Genomic DNA, 18,521 nt, shown 5'->3' on the forward strand with positions numbered 1-18,521 from the left:
ATGACTCATGCGCTCCATCGCTCTTCCGTTCCGCCGCTCCAGTACGCTTGCCCAGGCCGTTCGTGCCGCCATGCTCTGCCTGCCTCTGGCGGCGCTCGCCACTTCGCCGATGGCCTTGGCGCAGTCCACCAGCCAGCAGTCGGTGCGCGGTTACGACATTCCCGGGGGCTCGCTGTCCAGCGCCCTTAGTCGCTTTGCCGGCGAAGCCGGGGTCATGCTGTCGGTCGATGCCCGACTGATCGAAGGGCGGCAATCGAGCGGCCTGCAAGGCCAATACGGTATCGAGGATGGCTTCGCGGCGCTGCTCCAGGGCAGCGGGTTGCAGGCGGTGCGCGATGGGCACGGCACCTATTCGCTGGCGCCGCGTCCTGAGCAGACCGGCACCGTCGAACTGAAGCCCATGGTGGTCGAGGGCTTTGCGCTGGGTAACGCCTTGGGCGAGATGGAAGGCTACAACGCGACCCACAGCAGCGTGGCGACCAAGACGAGCATGCCGCTGGTACGTACTTCGCAGAGTGTTTCGGTGGTGACGCGGGAGCAGATCGACAAACAGGGCTCGATGACTGTCGCAGAAGCGGTGCGCTATACCCCGGGTGTGCTCAGTAACCCCTACGGCAGTACGCGGCGCTACGACTATCTGGCAATGCGTGGGATCAATGACGGGTCGGTGGACAACATCATCATTGACGGCCTGAAGTCCATGGGCGACCCGGGCTCGTACAGCAGCTTGCAGATCGATCCATACTTCATTGAGCGCATCGACGTACTCAAGGGGCCATCGTCTGTCCTTTATGGCCGCAGCAACCCTGGAGGTCTGGCGTCGCTGACCACCAAGCGGCCGCAATCCACAGAGGATGCGCGCATCGATCTCTCCTACGGCAGTAATGACTATAAGAGCCTAGGATTTGACGTGACCGGGCCGCTAAATGAGAACATAGCTTATCGCGTGCTCGGCGTATCCGAGGATGCCGACAGCCAGGTCGATCATGTCGAGGAGACCCGCTACGCGCTGATGCCAAGCCTGGCGATCTACCTCAACGATGACACCAGCCTTAACCTCTATGCCTATTTGCAGCACGACCCCAACGGCGGCTACCACGGCAGTCTGCCGGCTTCCGGAACGCTGGAGAAGCGCAACGGAGAACGACTTTCCGGCAGCTTTTTCGAGGGCGATCCGGATATCGAAGAGTTCAAGCGTACCCAGCAAATGGTCGGCTACGAGTTCCAGCACCGCTTCAATGATGTATGGAGTGCGAGACAGAACTTCCGCTATCTGGATGCAGAGGTCGAGAACAGCCAGGTTTGGCAGAGCGGCTATTATGGTCCGACCAGCAATCTTCTGTACCGTGGCTTCAGCGGAGGCGAGGAAAGTCTCCACGCATGGATCGTCGACAACATGCTACAAGCGGATTTCAGCACCGGTTCGGCGATGCACACGGTCGTGGTCGGACTGGATTACCAGTCCACCAAGAACAAGACACTCGACGAATACGATTACAGCACTGTCAGCCCGCTGGACATCGCCAACCCCATCTATACAAGTAACGACTTGGCCGGCCTAGCCACCAGCAGTAACGCGCTTCGCCGACAGAAGCAGGCTGGCCTCTATGTGCAGGATCTGATCGAACTGGACAATTGGAACTTCTCCTTCGGCCTGCGACAGGACTGGTACGACGTCTCGATCGACGATGCCATCAAAGGCAAAGATGCGAATCAGGGCGAGAAGCTCAGCGGTCACGCCGGTGTGCTCTATGCGTTCGACAACGGCGTATCGCCTTATCTGAGCTATTCCACCTCGTTCAATCCGACCTCCAACTATTCCAGTGGCGCCCAGATACTCAAGCCGACCACCGGCAAGCAATGGGAAGCAGGTGTGAAGTTTCAGCCAGTCGGCCGTAATGATCTGTACACCCTGTCGTTTTTCACCATCGAGATGGAGAATCTCTTCGCCAAGGAAAACAGCCTGGTCACTGACAACTTTTATAAAGGCGTCGGCGGGATGAGATCGCGAGGTGTCGAACTCGAAGCTCGGGTGAGCGTAACGGAGCGTCTGCGCCTGCTGGGAAGTGTCACGCTGAACGATGTCGAATACAGCAAGGGCTATTTTACCTTCGACACGTCCGGTGCCGTGGTGAATGCCAAGGGCAATACGCCGTATCAGACCCCCGAGCGTATGGCCAGCCTCTGGGCCGACTATAGCTTCGCCGAAGGTCTTCTCGCAGGGTTGAACATTGGCGGCGGCGCGCGGTATGTCGGCTATAGCTGGGGTAACGATGCGCATGACTTCAAAGTGCCGTCCTACAATTCTGTTCGATGCCTCTATTGGCTATGATCTGGGCAGATTGGGGTTGCCCGGCACCTCGGTTCGGCTCAATGCCAACAACCTGACCGATGAGTACTACGTAGCCTCCTGCTACAGCGCGTCCTCGTGCTATCTGGGCGCTGAGCGCAATGTCGTGGCGACCATCACCCATCAGTTCTGATCGAAGAACTAGCCGCTGGCTCAAAAGGCCGGCGGCTTTTTGCTATCTGCAAGAAGGGAACCGACGATGCGCTCCATACTCGTTCTTCTGCATCGCTACATCGGCCTGGCCACGGCGCTGTTCCTTTTTCTCGCCGGCATCACCGGCAGCGTTCTAGCCTTTCACCATGAGCTGGACGAGTGGCTGAATCCGGAGTTCTATCACACTGAGAGCCGTGGTCCGGTGCTGGCCCCGGGCACGCTGGTCGATCGTGTCGAACGGGCGAACCCGCGGATGCAGGTCTGGTACATGGAATTCCCGGATGAACCGGGGCACGCCGCGCTGATGGCGTTGGTGCCGCGCAACGACCCGGCGACCGGCAAGCCATTCGAAGAGCAGCCGGTGGTGCATTATCTCGACGCGGTGACCGGTGAGCAGGTCGGCACGCGCTATTGGGGCGAGTGCTGTTTCTCGCGGCAGAATTTCGTGCCGTTCCTGCTGGAGTTTCACTACAACCTGTCGCTGCCGGGCAACTGGGGACTTTGGTTGATGGGGCTCGTTGCCATCTTCTGGACCCTCGACTGCTTCGTCTCACTGCTGCTGACCTTCCCTCGCGGGCGGCCGTTCTTCGGCAAGTGGTGGACGGCCTGGAAAATCAAGCGGCAGCGTCTCAACCATGATGTGCATCGTGCCGGCGGCCTTTGGTTGTGGTTGTTGCTCACGCCGGTGGCGGTCAGCAGCATTGCGATGAACCTGCCCGAACAGGTCTTCAAACCGGTGGTGTCGCTGGTATCGAAGGTGGAGCCGAGCGTCTACGCGGCGCGCGGCAAGTTGCCAAAGGAAGAGCTGGGCGTGACTCAGTACGACTTTCATCGGGCCTATGACTTCGCCATGCAGCATGCCGCCGAGCTGGGCCTGAGCGAGCCCATCGGCGAGCTGTATTACAGCTTCGAGTACAACTTCTACGGGGCCGGTTTCGGTGATCACGACAGCGATCAGGGCAACGCCTGGCTGTTCTTTCATGGCAGTGATGGCACGCAGTTGCTGGGGCAGGAAATACCGGGGCAGGGCACGCTGGGCGAGCAGTTCCACATGCTGCAGCCGGCGATCCATGGCGGACGGATTCTCGGCTTGCCCGGACGCATTTTGATCGCGGCATTGGGCATAGCGATCGCCGTGCTCTCAGTGACCGGCGTGGTGATCTGGCGGCGCAAACGGCGCGCCAGGTACGTAGCGGCCAGCAAGCGCAACGAGGCATTGCACGCGATCTGATGAACGCCTTCGGCGCTGAGTCAACGTAGGGTGGATCTCGCTTCACCGATCTACCGTGAAGTGATCCCGAGCGCGGCAGGCCTCCAGCTAACGTAGGGCGGATCACGCTTCACCGATCCGCCAGGGCGTTGTACGCGCCCCGAACGAGGCGAAGCCTGACACAGAATTAGGTGGAGCCGTCCGCTTGCGCGGCGCAACTCCAGAGTTCCAGCGCGGGCTGGTCCGCTTTTGGCGGGCCGAGCCATTCGCTCACCGCGTGGCAACGCTGGTCGAAACACAGTTGGTAGTCCCCTGCTTCGGGGGTTCGCCCCACACGCAGCGGTTGTAACGGTGGCATCTGGCGCTGGTAGTGCCAGGCCCCGTCACGCAGTTCGGCGTTGTCCGGAATCTCCATCCCGGCACCTGAACCCTTGACCCGCGCTTCGCCGAGCAGCAGCCCGTCCGGTGTCACGCGGTAATCTTCTTCCCAGCGGATCTTCTCGATCGTATGGGTCCAGGCCAGGGTGAAGTCGGCTGTGGGCACCTGTGCCCACACCACCCCGGCCAAGCCCAGGCAGAGTCCGATCACGCCAGCGCCGGTCCGGCGCGGCGGGCCCGGACGATGTGCTGTGCCAGCAGCAGCGCGCCGATGGCGAAGCCAATTTCATCGGTGATCGGCATGGCCATGATCAGCGTCGCACCTGCGGCAAATCCAAGCACGCGTTCCCACCAGGCCAGCGGACGCTGCAGATAGCCGATCGAGGCGATACCCCAGAGACCGATGGCGAATGCGGCCTTGAACAGCATGTACGCAGTCATCCAGAGGCTGTCGCCCTGCAGCATCAGCGCCGGGTTGTAGACCGCCATGAATGGCACCACGAATCCCGCGATGGCGATCCGTACGGCCCACATGCTGATTTTCAGCCCGGTCTCCTTGGCAATCGGCGCAGCGGCAAAGCACGCCAGCGCCACGGGCGGGGTGAGATCGGCAAGGATGCCGAAGTAAAACACGAACATATGCGAGACGATCAGCGGTACCCCGAGATCCAGCAGCGCTGGCGCGGCGATCGAGCTGGTGATGATGTAGTTGGGGATCGTCGGGATGCCCATCCCCAGAACCAGACAGGTCAGCATTGTCAGGAGCAGGGAGAGGAACAGGTTGTCCTGGCCAACCGCGAGGATGTAACCGGCGAAGGTCGAGGCCACACCGGTCAGTGAAACCACGCCGATGATCACGCCCACCAGGGCACAGGCGATACCGACCGGGACCGCATGACGGGCGCCTTCGACCAGCGCATGCAGACATACCCGCAGCGTGTCGCGGCCACCCTTGATGAACCAGCAGGTCGCCACCAGTGCCGCGATGACCCCGAAGATCACTCCGATGCCCATCTGGAAGAATCCTGCGCAGAGCAGCCCCAGGGCGATCCAGAAGGCGATTCGCAAGCCGAACGAGGAAACCTTCAGAATGATCGCCGAGCCGAGGATCACGATGGCGGTCAGCGACAGGCCGATAATCCCGGCGAACATGGGCGTGCGGCCGGAGAACAGCAGCCAGACCAGCACCAGCAGCGGAATCAGCAGGTACCAACGTTCTTTCACAGCCGCCATGGCGCTGGGGCACTGATCTTTCGGGAGACCCTTGAGGTCGGCGCGTTTGGCTTCCAGATGCACCATCCAGAACGTCGAGCCGAAATACAGCAGCGCCGGAATCAGGGCGGCCTTGGCCACTTCGACGAAGGGCACGTTGATCGTCTCGGCCATGATGAAGGCTACGGCGCCCATCACGGGCGGCATCATCTGGCTGCCCATGCTCGCCGTCGCCTCGACACCGCCGGCAAACGCGGCGCGGTAACCAAAGCGCTTCATCAGCGGGATGGTGAACTGGCCGGTGGTGACCACGTTGGCCACGCCTGAGCCGGTGATGGTGCCCATCAAGGCTGATGACACCACCGACACCTTCGCCGGGCCGCCGAGCTTGTGGCCGAACAGGCCCATGGCGAAATCGGTGAACAGCTTGATCATGCCAGCCTGCTCTAGGAAGGCACCGAACAGGATGAACAGGAAGATATAGGTGGCCGACACGTAGGTCGGTGTTCCGTATAGGCCCTCGGTGCCAAATGCCAGCTGATTGACCAGTTGGTCGAAACCATAACCGCGGTGTGCAAGGTCGCCGGGCAGGTATTCACCCAGCAGACCATAGGCGAGGAACGTCGCGCAGATGATAGGCAGTGCGATTCCCATCACACGGCGCGCGGCCTCGAAGACCATGACGATGAGCACCACCCCGACAGCGAAGTCGAAGGTCGTCAGATCACCGGAACGCTGAATTAGGTCGCCTTCGAAATACCACTGATAAAACGCCGTACCCATGCCGGCCAGCGCGAGCACCCAGGCCAGGGGTTGCCAGGGGCGACCTTTGCCATGGGCAGGGAAGCTCAGGAAGACAATCATCAGCAAGAAACCGACGTGCCCCGCCCGCAGTACCTGACTCGACACCGGATGAAACGCCGCCATGGTGATCTGGTAGATGGAAAACAGCAGGGCGACATAGAACAGCGCCTTGGGCCACTCGGCAGGGCTGCCGCCCAGGCCTTGCTCTTGTTGTAATTCGCTCATGAAATGCCTCGAGCTGATAAAGCGTGGTCGCGTAGAGCCGCTAACAAAACCTGCCGTGAACACACGCTGGTTTTACTAGCACCTCTGCAAAGATCGTTTGGGATGCCGGCAGCGAGTGCGGGGATGCACTCGCCAGCCGGAGTCGGAGCGGCGTTTGCCGCTCCTCGGCGTACTCAGAGTACGCCGGCTTCCTTGTAGTAGCGCTCGGCGCCCGGATGCAGCGGGATCGGCAGGGCCTTGGTGGCGTTTTCGAGCTTGATGTCCTTGGCAGCCGAATGGGCCTTGGTCAGCTGGTCGAGGTTCTCGAACAGCAGTTTGGTCATTTGGTACGCCACGTCATCGGATACGCCTTCATGGGTCACCAGAATGTTGGTGATGGCCACTGTAGGTACGTCAGCATCCTGGCCGTCATAGGTGCCCGCCGGGATGTTGGCCGCCTGGTACGCCGGGTTGTTGATCTTGGTGACGACGTCTTGCGGAATTTCGACGTAGTTCAGCGGCATGGTGGATGACAGGTCACGGATCGCAGCCATGCCCAGACCAGCGGACTGCAGGGTGGCATCGAGCTGACGGTTCTTGATCAGCTCCACGGACTCTGCGAACGGCAGGTATTCGACCTTGCCGATGTCCTCGTAGCTCAGGCCTGCGGCCTTGAGGATGGCGCGAGCATTGAGCTCGGTACCGGACTTCGGTGCGCCGACGGACAGCGATTTGCCCTTGAGATCGGCCAGGGTCTTGATGCCGGACTCTTTGCTGGCAACGATCTGGATGTAGTTCGGGTAGCTGCCGCCGATGGCGCGCAGCTTTTTCAGCGGGGCCTTGAAGCCGGCGTCTTCGACACCATTCCAGCCGTCTGCCACCGAGTCACCAAGCGCGAGGCCCAGCTCACCGCGGCCGGCTTGCAACAGGTTGAGGTTTTCCACCGAAGCCTTGGTGGCCTGTACGGACGTTTTCGAGCCTTCGATGCCTTTGCTGTACAGCTGGGAGATGGCTACGCCGATCGGGTAGTAAACACCGCTGGTGCCGCCAGTCAGAATATTGATAAAGGTCGGCGCGGCAACCGCGGCGGTGCTGGCGGTAAAGGCCGCTGCGGCAGCCAGCAGGGTGAGTTGTTTGGTCAATCTCATTGTGTTTCTCCGTTTCGTTGTTATTGGTTTTCGCAGAACTGACGATAGACGATCAGCCGCAGCCATAGCGCTGCGAGCGGGCAAGAAAAGACGGATACACACGAATGGCTTTCGCTGGAAAGCGGGAGTGCGCTGTGCGGCTTTTCTTGTGGTTGATCGCATCGGGCACTACAGACATAGCACGAGCTGTGCCATCACTGGCGAAGGCTCTGGCCTGCGGCGTCGATCTATTTCCGCTGTGTCTATGGGCGAAAAGCTGCCTATGGGTGCATGGGGATCGGCGGATTTTCGCCTATCAACCCGGCTCTATGGGAACCCCGGCATGCATCGAGGCGTCGCATTGGGACGCCCTTTCAGACGAGGTGCAGCATGGCCAGCGAAATCAGTGCGAAGGAACTCGGTATCGACATCGAGAAGGGTGAAGGCGAGCTGTTCAAATGGTTCATTGCCAGCTTTCTGTTCGGCAAGCGCATCCAGCAGGACATCGCCGCCGAGGCCTATCGGGTGATCGTCGAAAAGCATGGGCGCGACACGCCCCGCAAACTCTGCAATTGCAGCTGGCAGACGCTGGTGAACATGCTCGGCGAGGGGCATTACGTGCGCTACGACGAGTCGACCGCCGAGCGTCTGCTCAAGCTGTGCGACAAGCTCAACAAGGAATACGGCGGCAAGCTCGGTAACCTTCACCAGCAAAGCAAGGATCGCAAGGACCTGGAGAAGCGGCTGGCGGAGTTCGAGGGCGTCGGGCCGAAAACCGTTGAAATCTTCATGCGTGAAGCACGCAAGGTCTGGGACTGAGCGCGCCGGGTGACGCTTGCGCCGGCCCAGGATCCGGTTAAAGTGGCGCCAGCTCCCCATCGAATCCCGATCATGCGCGCCTTCCTTCTCGCGTTCAGCCTGTTTCTGCCTCTGCTGGCCACCGCTGGCCCCGCGCCTTATTACCAGTGGCAAAGCAAGGCCGACGGTACCGTGATATGCCGGCAGACGCCGCCCGGGCATGGCTGGGAGCTGCTCAACGGACAGCCGTTTCGTGATCTCAACTGTACGCAACCGGCGGGGCGAGTCGAGCGTCCCAGTGCGGTGCCGGGCTTTCGCCCACAGCCGGGGCGGTGACGACGAGCCGTTTCATCAGCGTTGAGCAGCGGCTGCGCTAGCCAGTGCTCAGCACGATCATTCCTTAAGCCAGCAGAACCCATGCTCGACCTGCCCGCCTACTTCGGCCTGTTCGGTGCTGCCTTTGCCGCGGCCACGCTGCTGCCCGCGCAATCCGAAGCCGTGCTGGTCGGGCTGTTGCTGCACGGCGGCTACTCGGCCACGGGCCTGCTGCTGGTTGCCACCTTGGGCAACGTGCTGGGCTCGCTGGTCAACTGGCTGCTGGGCCGCTCGGTTGAGCGGCTGCGTCATAAACGCTGGTTTCCGGTCAGCGACCAACAGCTCGAACGCGCACAGCGCCGATATCACCGCTACGGTCGTTGGTCGTTGCTGCTGAGCTGGGTGCCGATCATCGGCGACCCGCTGACCGTGGTCGCCGGCACCCTGCGCGAGCCGCTGTGGAGCTTCCTGCTGTTGGTGACCCTGGCCAAGGGTGGCCGCTATGTGCTGCTTGCAGCCATCACGCTCGGCTGGCTATGAGCCCATCCAGAGCCTTCGTTAACCTCAGCGTAACGAAACACCTCTGCGCTTGATTGATGACCCTTCGGTCGTCTCCCTACTGTGCGCTCCACAAGCGGAAAACCTGTGGAGTCGCCATGACAACAACAATCTCCCCACCGCCGCAGTGGTCGCGTCGCCGCGCTGAAAAAGCCCGTCGTCTCGATCAGGTGCGGCGCCTCGCCGATGGCGTGGTGCTGCCCAGCGAGCGGATCGTCGAGGCCCTGGAACTCTTGATCGCCCCCGGCGACCGGGTGGTGCTCGAGGGCAACAACCAGAAGCAGGCGGACTTCCTCTCCCGCTCCCTGGCCAAGGTCGATCCCGGCAAGCTGCATGACCTGCACATGATCATGCCGAGCGTCAGCCGCGCGGAGCATCTGGACCTGTTCGAACGGCAGATCGCCCGTAAGCTCGACTTCTCCTTTGCTGGCCCGCAGAGCCTGCGCATCAGCCAGCTACTCGAAGACGGCCTGCTGGAAGTCGGTGCCATCCATACCTACATCGAGCTCTATTCGCGCCTGTTGGTGGACCTGATTCCCAATGTCGCGCTGGTCGCCGGCTTCCAGGCCGACCGTCACGGCAATATCTATACCGGCCCTAGCACTGAGGACACCCCAGCGCTGGTCGAGCCAACCGCCTTCTCCGATGGCATCGTCATTTTCCAGGTCAATGAAATTGTCGACGAGCTGCCACGCGTGGACATCCCGGCCAGCTGGGTCGACTTCGTGGTGGTCGCCGACAAGCCGTTCTACATCGAGCCGCTGTTCACCCGCGACCCGCGCCATATCAAGCCGGTGCACGTGCTGATGGCGATGATGGCCATCCGCGGCATCTACGAGAAACACAACGTGCAGTCGCTCAACCATGGCATTGGCTTCAATACCGCTGCCATCGAGCTGATTCTGCCGACCTACGGCGAGTCGCTGGGCCTCAAAGGCAAAATCTGCCGCAACTGGACTCTGAACCCGCACCCGACGCTGATCCCGGCCATCGAGACTGGCTGGGTCGAGAGCGTGCATTGCTTCGGCACCGAGCTGGGGATGGAGAACTACATCGCCCATCGTCCGGACGTGTTCTTCACCGGCCGCGACGGCTCCATGCGCTCCAATCGCATGATGTGCCAACTGGCCGGGCAATACGCGGTGGACCTGTTTATCGGCGCCACCCTGCAGGTCGATGGTGATGGGCATTCCTCCACCGTCACCCGCGGCCGCCTGGCCGGTTTCGGCGGTGCGCCGAACATGGGCCACGACCCGCGCGGTCGCCGTCATCCAACTCCGGCTTGGCTGGACATGGCCATGCCCGGTGGCGAAGCCCCGGTGACCCTGCTCGAGCGCGGCAAGAAGCTCGTGGTGCAGATGGTCGAGACCTTCCAGGAAGGCGGCAAACCCACCTTCGTCGAGCAACTCGATGCGGTGGAGGTGGCGAAGAAGAGCGGCATGCCGCTGGCCCCAATCATGATTTACGGCGACGACGTCACCCACCTGCTGACCGAGGAAGGCATCGCCTACCTGTACAAGGCGCGTTCGCTGGAAGAACGCCGGGCGATGATCGCCGCGGTGGCCGGCGTCACCAGCATCGGCCTGCGGCACAACCCGAAAGACACCGAGCGCATGCGCCGCGAAGGCCTGATCGCGCTGCCGGAAGATCTTGGCATCCGCCGCAACGATGCGACCCGCGAGCTGCTGGCCGCCAAGAGCATCGCCGAACTGGTCGATTGGTCCGGCGGCCTCTACAACCCGCCCGCGAAATTCAGGAGCTGGTGATGAGCGCACTCATTGCAAGACAGGCGCAGCCAACCCTGGCTGAGCGCCTGGCGGACCTGGCGGTGCAGGCGCTGATCGACGAGGCCGACCTCTCGCCCAAGCCGGGGCTGGTCGATCGGCGCGGCAACGGCGCGCATGACGACCTGCACCTGGGCCTGATGCACGCCTCGGCTGATGCGCTGTGGCCGGCCTTCAAGGCGATGGCCGAAGCGGCGCAGGAAATTGGCGAAGTCGGCCAGCCCTTGCGCGAAACCCTCGGCCAACTGGGCCGGGCCGGAGAAGCCGACATGCTCCGCGTCACCGGCGGTGTGAATACCCATCGCGGCGCTATCTGGGCGCTGGGGCTGCTCAGCGCGGCGGCGGCGCTGCAAATCGACGCGCCTGATGCCCGAGGCGTTGCGGCGACCGCCGCGGCACTGGCGCGTTTGAGCGACCCGGCCGCCCCGCACAATCCGCACAGCCATGGCGCACGGGTCTGCCGTACCTATGGCGTGCTCGGTGCACGCGAACAGGCGCAGCACGGCTTTCCCGCCGTCATCGAACAGGGCCTGCCGCAGCTGCTGGTGAGCCGTCGCGGCGGGGCGGGTGAGCAGAACGCCCGGCTTGATGCGCTGCTGGCGATCATGACCGAACTGAGCGACACCTGTGTATTGCACCGCGCTGGCCTCGCCGGGCTGAGTCGCATGCAGCAAGGCGCCCGCGCCGTACTGGCTGCCGGCGGTTGCGCCAGCCTCGCCGGGCGCCGCCAGCTGCGCGCACTGGAAGGCGAGATGTTGTCGCTGCGCGCCTCGCCGGGCGGAGCTGCCGATCTACTCGCCGCCACCTTATTCCTCGACCGCCTGGCGCCCACCGCACCGGCGCCGACTGGGAGCAATTGAACATGGAAACCCTGTCTTTCGAATTCGCCGCCGGGCAACCCGCCCGCGGCAGGGCCCTGGTCGGCGTGGTCGGCTCGGGCGATCTGGAAGTGCTGCTGGAACCCGGCCAGGCCGGCAAGTTGGCGATCCAAGTGGTCACCTCGGTCAATGGCGCCGAGCAGCGCTGGCAGCAACTGTTCGAGCGGATGTTCCGCGAGCAGAACCTGCCAGCGCTGAATATCGATATTCACGATTTTGGGGCCACACCCGGCGTAGTGCGTCTGCGTCTGGAGCAGGGGTTGGAGGAGGTCGGCCATGACTGATTCCTTTGCTGATAACGTGGCCCGTTTACTCAAGTCGCGCAGCTTCGTCGAACTGGGCGCCCGCCAGCGTGCCCGTGTGCTGCTGGACGCGGGCAGCTTTCGCGAATTGCTCGATCCCTTCGCCCGCGTCACTTCGCCCTGGCTACCGAAGCAGGGCATCGTCACCCAGGCCGACGATGGCGTGGTGGTTGCCAAGGGCACGATCGACGGCCAACCGGCGGTGATCGCCGCCATCGAAGGTGCCTTTCAGGGCGGCAGCATGGGCGAGGTGGGTGGCGCAAAGATCGCCGGCGCCCTGGAGCTGGCGGTAGAGGACAACCGTAATGGCATCCCGACCCGCGCCGTGCTGCTGCTGGAAACCGGCGGTGTACGTCTGCAGGAGGCCAACCTGGGCCTGGCGGCCATCGCCGAGATTCAGGCAGCCATCGTCGAACTGCGTGACTATCAGCCGGTGATTGGCGTGGTCGCCGGCTCCGTCGGCTGCTTCGGCGGCATGTCCATCGCCGCCGGGCTGTGCAGCTATCTAGTCGTCACCCGCGAAGCCCGCGTCGGTCTCAATGGCCCACAAGTGATCGAGCAAGAAGCCGGGATCGAGGAATACGACTCGCGCGACCGGCCGTTCATCTGGAGCCTGAGCGGCGGTGAGCAGCGTTATGCCAGCGGCTTGGTGGACGCCTATGTCGCTGACGACACCGACGCCATCCGCGAGCAGCTGCACGAGCTGTTCGCCCTCGGCATTCCCGTTCAACCGCGCAGCCGCCGTCACGCCTGGTTTCTGCAGCGCCTGGCGGACGTCGATACCCGTGCGCAGCTCGATGCAGACGCCGTGCGTGCCCTCTACGAAGGAGATGCCCAATGAGCCGTGGACTGAACTGGTTGCAAGCCCTGGCCGGTGGTCAAGCACTGGATGGCTATCCGGCCTCGGTACAGGTGGTCGACGGGTCGCTGGACGACCGCACGGCACGCTATATCGCCGTGGTGCCGGACGCCGAGAATCCCTTCCCGCGCGCGCGCAATGGCGAGGTCGGTCTGCTCGAAGGCTGGGCGCTGGGCCAGGCGCTGGACGAGGTGATCGCGGCCGATCGCGACAAGGCGGACAAACGCGTGGTGGTCGCCATCGTCGACGTGCCGAGCCAGGCCTATGGCCGTCGCGAGGAGGCGCTGGGCATCCATCAGGCCCTGGCCGGTGCGGTGGACGGTTATGCTCGCGCGCGCCTGGCCGGGCATCCGGTGATCGCGCTGCTGGTGGGCAAGGCCATGTCCGGTGCCTTTCTCGCCCACGGTTACCAGGCCCAGAGGATCGTCGCCCTGCGTGATCCGGGCGTAATGGTGCACGCCATGGGCAAGGCCGCCGCGGCGCGCATTACCCTGCGCAGCGTCGAAGAGCTGGAAGCCCTGGCCGAATCAGTGCCGCCAATGGCCTACGACATCGACAATTACGCGACCCTCGGCCTGCTTTGGGAAACCCTCTCGGTGGACAGCATCGAGCAGCCTTCTGCCGGCGATCTGCAGCGTGTGCGTGACTGCCTGCAGCGAGCCGTGGACGACATCGGCAGCAGTACCGACTTGCGTGGTCGTCTCGGCGCACCGAACCGTGAGGCCTCGTCGCGGGTGCGGGAGTTGATGCGCGCGCAGTGGTAGGTCATTCACGTCGGGGCTGCTGTCGAATGTGACGAAATCGGCTCCGATGTCTCACTCATAACGAGGTTTCGCGAGGAGGTTTTAATGCACGACCGTCCATGCCCCCATGATCTGCTCTGGGGCATGAGCCCGACACAACTGCCCTCTGACGCGCCGGTGTGGGTGCGACAGGTGCTTGAGATCGACCAACCCGTGGTCGTGCGACGGGCCATGGTGGCGAGCGGTCAGATCGCCGTCGGCGTACGTGGCGCCTCGCGTGATCAGCGCTATGCCACGCTCATGTCAGCAGACGCTGTGCGCCGTCGTGTGCGGCCTGAAGAGCTGACCGCGGGTGTCTACGCCAGTGAGCTACCGGCACTGCGTGCGCTGATACAGCTCAGGCCGGTGATGAATGAACTGGGCCTGGATTGGGGCATAACCGGTTCCGTCGGCTATCAGCTGGCCACCGGCATCCCGGCTGCGCATGCCAACAGCGATCTCGATTTGCTCGTGCGCGTGCCGCAGTCCTTTTCACGGCCCAGGGCCCGCGACCTGTTGCAGCATCTTGATGACGGTCCCTGTCGCGTCGACCTACAGCTGGAAACGCCCTTCGGTTCCATCGCCCTGCGCGAATGGGCCGGTGACTCTACACGCGTATTGCTCAAGTGCCCCACCGGGGCGCGGCTGGTCGGAAACCCATGGAACCAGCAGGAGCAGGTCGCATGAGCAGCCTGTTCGCTTTTCCCGGCCAGGGCGCACAGAAGCCCGGCATGCTGCATCGATTGCCGCAGGAGCCCGAGGTGATTGATTGCCTGGAGCAGGCAAGCGAAGTCCTTGGCCATAACGTGCTGGATCTGGACAGCGAAGATGCCTTGGCCTCAACCCGCGCCGTGCAGCTGTGCTTGCTGATCGCCGGGGTCGCGGCTGCCCGGTTGTTGATGCGCGGCGGTCAGGCGCCCGACTATGTGGCAGGCCTGTCCATTGGCGCTTATGCCGCTGCAGTGGCGGCGGGTGCGCTGGATTATCGCGATGCCGTGCGGCTGGTTGAGCTGCGCGGCGAGCTGATGCAGAACGCTTATCCCCAGGGTTTCGGCATGACCGCTATCCTCGGGCTCGATCTCACTTCGGTCGAACGCCTGCTGGGCGAAGTCCATGACAAGTCGGTGCACCTGGCCAATATCAATGCCGACAACCAGATCGTCATTGCCGGGGCAGACGATGCCATGGCGGCGGTCGCGGCACGCGCTAAAGCGCTGGGCGCCTCATGTGCCCGACGCCTTGCGGTCAGCGTGCCGTCGCATAACGCTATGTTGGACGCACCGGCTGCACGACTGGCCGAAGCGTTCTCCCGCGTCGAGCTCCGTGCGCCACGCATTCGCTATCTGAGCAGTACCACGGCACGTCCCATTGCTGTTCCCGAGCGCCTGCGCGACGACCTGGCTTTCAACATGTGCCGCGTCGTCGACTGGCACGGCACCCTGCGCACCGCCTACGAGCGCGGCGTGCGGCTGCATATCGAATTGCCCCCCGGCTCGGTGCTGACCGGCCTGGCACGGCGGGTGTTCGAACAGGGCACGCTGATCGCTTTCGACGGTGCACGGCTGGACACCCTGATCGCCTTGCTGCGTCAGGAAGCCGATCGAGTCGAATAACCCCATCACCGCACTGGCCTTACTTTCTAGGCGCTTAGATTGCTCCGATCCGAGCGCTACGCATTGGCGTAAGCGCAAAAAAAACGGGCTCCCCAAAGGAGCCCGTCAAATTCGCCTATGGCCAATGGCCAGCATATATGCTTATAGGGCTTCGCCCATCACATAGTCAGGCAGTACGGTCGCGATCTGTGGGAACGCACACAGCACGATGATCGCCAGCACCATGACCAGCGCGTAAGGGAGCGCCCCCCAAAGGATGTCCCGGGTCGGCACCTGGGGTGCGATGCCATTGATGACGAACAGGTTCAGGCCCAGCGGCGGCGTGATCAAGCCGATCTCCATGTTGATGGTGAGGACCACTGCGAACCAGTAGGGATCGAAGCCGGCCTGTACGACGATGGGGAAGAGCAGGGGCGCAGACATCACGATGACCGCGACCGGCGGGAGGAACATCCCGGCCACCAGCAGGAACAGGTTGATCACACCCATCAGCACCCAGCGGTTGACCTCCAGACTGGCAATCGTCTCGGCCAGCGACTGAGTGATGTAGAGCGACGACAACGCGAAGGCAAACAGCTCGGCAGAGGCCAGGATCATCATGATCATGACGCTTTCACGCATGCCGGAGCTGAAGATATTGCGGAAGGTGCCCATCTTGAACAGCCGGTAGGCCAGCACCACGACCACCAGCGTGAGCATCGCACCTGCGCCGGCTGCCTCGGAAGGCGTGGCCACGCCGCCATAAAGCACGTAGAGCACGCCGATGATCACCAGGATCAGCGGAAAAATACGCGGCAGTGCTGCCAGCTTGTCGCGCAGGCTGTAATACACACCTTCGGTGCCGAAGCGGAAGCCCTTGCGGCGGGCATCGATCATCGCCCAGCACATGAACATGGCCGTCAGCATCAGGCCCGGCAGAACCCCGGCGAGGAAAAGCCGGCCGATGGAGGTTTCCGTGGCGATGCCATAGATGATCATCGTCACCGACGGAGGTAACAGGATGCCGAGCGTGCCGCCCGCGGCAATCGAACCAGTCGCCACCGAGGAGGGGTAGCCGCGGTTGATCATCTCCGGGATGCCCAGCTTGCCGATCGCGGCGCAGGTGGCCGGGCTCGAGCCTGTCATACCGGAAAAGACAGCGCAGGCGCCGATGTTCGAGAGCACCAGACCGCCTGGAACCTTGTACATCCAGCGGTCCAGCGCGCGATAAAGATCGGCTCCGGCGGGCGTGCCGGCCACGATGGCACCCATCAGCACAAACATCGGAATCGAGACGAAGGCCAGATTGCCGATGCCGGCGAACATGGTTTCAGCCACCACGCTGATGACATCAGGGCCCATCGCCAAGAACAGACCGCCCATGGCCGCCAGGCCCAGGGCAAAGGCGATCGGCATGCCGGTGGCCAGAAACAGGAGCAAGGCACAGATCAAAAGCGTGCCGGTAAGGGTCGGCGTCATGGTGCTTCTCCCAGATTCTGGCGGCTGTGTCCGATGGGTTCATCCGTGACGGCCGAAGCGCTTTGCTGCTCCGAGATGGCCAGGGCGGGGCAGATGAGTTTCATCATCTCTGCCACGTATTGCAGGCACAGCAGGCCGAAGCCCACCAGCATAGGCGTTGCAGGAATCCATAGCGGTATGGCGGCAATCGTCGGGGTGGTCCAGCCGCCTTCCCAGGCTTCGTGGACATAGATGACGCTCGCCACGGTCATCAGCAGGCAGAACGTCAGGCCCAGCACCGCCCCGAGCAGCTGCATACGGCGTCGGTTGGGCGAGGACATCATCAGTTCTATGACGTCGACGCCGACGTGGCCTTTTTTCATCAGCACGTAGGGCGCGCCGATAAAGATCGCCGCAGTGGCGGCAAATACCACGACCTCGGTCTGCCAGACGGTGGGCGCTCTGAATAAGTAGCGCATCAGGATCATCTGGCACATCACAACCATGGCGATGATCAACAGGAACACGGAGCTGACCCCACCAAGGCGCGACAGGGCCTCGATGGAGCGAATAAATCGTCTGGACATGGGGACTCCTTTGAACCCGGGCCATGAAGCAGAAGCACGGAGCGTGCTTGAACACAGCGAAGGCCGCTGAGGTAGCGGCCATGTGGGGCATCACTGCACGGCGAGGGCCTTGTCCAGGAGGTCTTGGCCGCCTTTGACTTTCTCGGCGAAGTACTTGTAGGAAGAGTCGCGGGCGACCTGCATCCAGGCGTCGTGTTCTTCTTTGCTCAGGCTGACAACCTTGACGCCGGCCTTGGCGAACGTCTCGTTCATCCGCTGCTCACCTTTTGGTCCTTCCTCGGCGAAGTAGGCCTCGGCCTTGCTTGCTGCCGCGAGCATGGCTTCCTTTTGTTCCGGGGTGAGTTTGTCGAAGGTGCGCTTGGAGATGAGGACGGGTTCATACATGAACCATAGGGCGTTCTCGCCCGGCGCGGTCAGGCATTTCACCTGCTCATACAGGCGGTATGAGACGAAGCTGTCGTTGGAGGTGTTGGCCGCATCAAGTACGCCGGTCTGCATGCCGCTGTAGATCTCGGACGAAGGCATCGACGATATCGAGGCACCGGCGGCGGCGAGCATGTTTTCGAAAGCCGGACCGGCGGCGCGGATGACCTGCCCTTTGATGGTGTCAGGCGAGGTAATGCAGCTCTCTTTGGAAGCGAATCCACCAGCCAGCCAGGCATCAGCGAGAATGATCGCGCCGTTCTTCTCAGCCAGCGCGTGTATTTCCTTGATGAAGTCGGAGTCGTTCAGGCGCTCGGCGTGCTCGTAGTTCTTGACCAGCCCAGGCATCAGCGTGGCGGAGAATTGCGGTACGCGGCCCGACGCGTAGTCCAGCGGCAAGGCGGTCATGTCGAGTTGGCCACGGGTCAACGCGCCCCATTGTTCGTTGGCTTTGTACAAGGAGGAGGCGGGATAAATCTGGACTTTGAGGCCAACATTGGCGGCGGCCACTTCGCGCGCGATGATCTGCACCATTTCATCGCGCGGGTCGCCCTGATTGCCAGGGAACTGATGGGAAGCGCGAAGGACTGTCTCGGCGAAACTGGGGGCGCTGGCGACTAGCATTGCAGCCACAACCGATGTACGGAGTAGGGCTTTCATTGGAATTCTCCTAGATTGACACTTAGAGCCACGCTACGCGGCTCATAATTATTTTTATTACGTCACAGGAATTTCTTCTTGTTATCC

General features: G+C 62.6%; 17 protein-coding genes and 1 pseudogene. 12 read left to right on the forward strand and 6 right to left on the reverse strand.

Going from position 1 to position 18,521, the window contains the following annotated elements; genetic code table 11:
• Positions 1 to 7 precede the first annotated feature (7 nt).
• A pseudogene (locus tag ACL0K2_RS13785) lies at positions 8 to 2,483 on the forward strand (TonB-dependent siderophore receptor).
• A 66-nt stretch (positions 2,484 to 2,549) separates the two neighbouring features.
• Positions 2,550 to 3,734 (forward strand): PepSY-associated TM helix domain-containing protein, encoded by a 1,185-nt coding sequence (locus ACL0K2_RS13790; protein WP_413042849.1) that lies wholly within the window; start codon positions 2,550 to 2,552, stop codon positions 3,732 to 3,734.
• A 166-nt stretch (positions 3,735 to 3,900) separates the two neighbouring features.
• On the opposite strand, the gene ACL0K2_RS13795 is transcribed toward ACL0K2_RS13790, so the two are convergent.
• From ACL0K2_RS13795 to ACL0K2_RS13805, 3 genes are all read right to left on the reverse strand, one after another.
• Entirely contained in the window at positions 3,901 to 4,302 is a 402-nt protein-coding gene (locus tag ACL0K2_RS13795) for a DUF1850 domain-containing protein (protein ID WP_045164305.1), read from the reverse strand.
• On the reverse strand, positions 4,299 to 6,332 hold the full coding sequence (locus ACL0K2_RS13800) for a TRAP transporter permease (protein ID WP_045164304.1): 2,034 nt from the start codon (positions 6,330 to 6,332) through the stop codon (positions 4,299 to 4,301). The genes ACL0K2_RS13795 and ACL0K2_RS13800 overlap by 4 nt, the downstream gene beginning before the upstream one ends.
• A 173-nt stretch (positions 6,333 to 6,505) precedes the next feature.
• A complete protein-coding gene (locus ACL0K2_RS13805; protein ID WP_045164303.1) occupies positions 6,506 to 7,459 on the reverse strand; it encodes a TAXI family TRAP transporter solute-binding subunit in 954 nt (317 codons plus the stop codon).
• Positions 7,460 to 7,828: 369 nt separating this feature from the next.
• Here ACL0K2_RS13805 and ACL0K2_RS13810 point away from each other — a divergent pair, with 369 nt between their 5' ends.
• The 10 genes from ACL0K2_RS13810 (at position 7,829) to mdcH (ending at position 15,327) form a co-directional block, all read left to right on the forward strand.
• The gene (locus tag ACL0K2_RS13810; RefSeq protein ID WP_239611387.1) at positions 7,829 to 8,257 is read left to right on the forward strand and encodes a DNA methylase; all 429 of its coding nucleotides are present in this window, start codon (positions 7,829 to 7,831) and stop codon (positions 8,255 to 8,257) included.
• Between the two features lie 72 nt (positions 8,258 to 8,329).
• Positions 8,330 to 8,572, forward strand: coding sequence for a hypothetical protein (locus ACL0K2_RS13815; protein ID WP_239611386.1), 243 nt, complete (start codon positions 8,330 to 8,332; stop codon positions 8,570 to 8,572).
• Positions 8,573 to 8,653: 81 nt separating this feature from the next.
• Positions 8,654 to 9,091, forward strand: coding sequence for a YqaA family protein (locus tag ACL0K2_RS13820; protein ID WP_239611385.1), 438 nt, complete (start codon positions 8,654 to 8,656; stop codon positions 9,089 to 9,091).
• Positions 9,092 to 9,207: 116 nt separating this feature from the next.
• The gene (mdcA, locus tag ACL0K2_RS13825; RefSeq protein WP_239611384.1) at positions 9,208 to 10,875 is read left to right on the forward strand and encodes a malonate decarboxylase subunit alpha; all 1,668 of its coding nucleotides are present in this window, start codon (positions 9,208 to 9,210) and stop codon (positions 10,873 to 10,875) included.
• Positions 10,875 to 11,753, forward strand: coding sequence for a triphosphoribosyl-dephospho-CoA synthase (locus ACL0K2_RS13830; RefSeq protein WP_413042850.1), 879 nt, complete (start codon positions 10,875 to 10,877; stop codon positions 11,751 to 11,753). Before mdcA ends, ACL0K2_RS13830 begins: the two co-directional genes overlap by 1 nt.
• Positions 11,754 to 11,755: 2 nt before the next feature.
• Positions 11,756 to 12,055 carry a malonate decarboxylase subunit delta gene (locus tag ACL0K2_RS13835; protein ID WP_045164297.1) on the forward strand — a complete coding sequence of 100 codons (300 nt, stop codon included), beginning with the start codon at positions 11,756 to 11,758 and terminating at the stop codon, positions 12,053 to 12,055.
• Positions 12,048 to 12,914, forward strand: coding sequence for a biotin-independent malonate decarboxylase subunit beta (locus ACL0K2_RS13840; protein WP_413042851.1), 867 nt, complete (start codon positions 12,048 to 12,050; stop codon positions 12,912 to 12,914). Before ACL0K2_RS13835 ends, ACL0K2_RS13840 begins: the two co-directional genes overlap by 8 nt.
• Positions 12,911 to 13,696, forward strand: a complete 786-nt coding sequence (gene mdcE, locus ACL0K2_RS13845) for a biotin-independent malonate decarboxylase subunit gamma (RefSeq protein WP_045164295.1) — start codon at positions 12,911 to 12,913, stop codon at positions 13,694 to 13,696. Before ACL0K2_RS13840 ends, mdcE begins: the two co-directional genes overlap by 4 nt.
• Positions 13,697 to 13,780: 84 nt before the next feature.
• A complete protein-coding gene (locus tag ACL0K2_RS13850; RefSeq protein WP_413042852.1) occupies positions 13,781 to 14,401 on the forward strand; it encodes a malonate decarboxylase holo-ACP synthase in 621 nt (206 codons plus the stop codon).
• Complete coding sequence (mdcH, locus tag ACL0K2_RS13855; RefSeq protein WP_413042853.1) at positions 14,398 to 15,327, forward strand: malonate decarboxylase subunit epsilon; 930 nt, start codon at positions 14,398 to 14,400, stop codon at positions 15,325 to 15,327. Before ACL0K2_RS13850 ends, mdcH begins: the two co-directional genes overlap by 4 nt.
• A gap of 141 nt (positions 15,328 to 15,468) precedes the next feature.
• Here mdcH and ACL0K2_RS13860 read toward each other — a convergent pair whose 3' ends face one another.
• The 3 genes from ACL0K2_RS13860 to dctP all read right to left on the reverse strand — a co-directional run bounded on the left by ACL0K2_RS13860 (position 15,469) and on the right by dctP (position 18,434).
• On the reverse strand, positions 15,469 to 16,785 hold the full coding sequence (locus ACL0K2_RS13860; protein WP_413042854.1) for a TRAP transporter large permease: 1,317 nt from the start codon (positions 16,783 to 16,785) through the stop codon (positions 15,469 to 15,471).
• Positions 16,782 to 17,351: a TRAP transporter small permease subunit gene (locus tag ACL0K2_RS13865; protein ID WP_413042855.1), complete on the reverse strand. Its 570-nt coding sequence runs from the start codon at positions 17,349 to 17,351 to the stop codon at positions 16,782 to 16,784. Before ACL0K2_RS13865 ends, ACL0K2_RS13860 begins: the two co-directional genes overlap by 4 nt.
• Before the next feature lie 90 nt (positions 17,352 to 17,441).
• Positions 17,442 to 18,434 carry a TRAP transporter substrate-binding protein DctP gene (gene dctP, locus ACL0K2_RS13870; RefSeq protein WP_413042856.1) on the reverse strand — a complete coding sequence of 331 codons (993 nt, stop codon included), beginning with the start codon at positions 18,432 to 18,434 and terminating at the stop codon, positions 17,442 to 17,444.
• Positions 18,435 to 18,521: the final 87 nt, after the last annotated feature.

The organism is Pseudomonas sp. YJ42 (assembly GCF_047225135.1).
In the GTDB taxonomy this organism is placed as follows: Bacteria; Pseudomonadota; Gammaproteobacteria; order Pseudomonadales; family Pseudomonadaceae; genus Stutzerimonas; species Stutzerimonas stutzeri_E.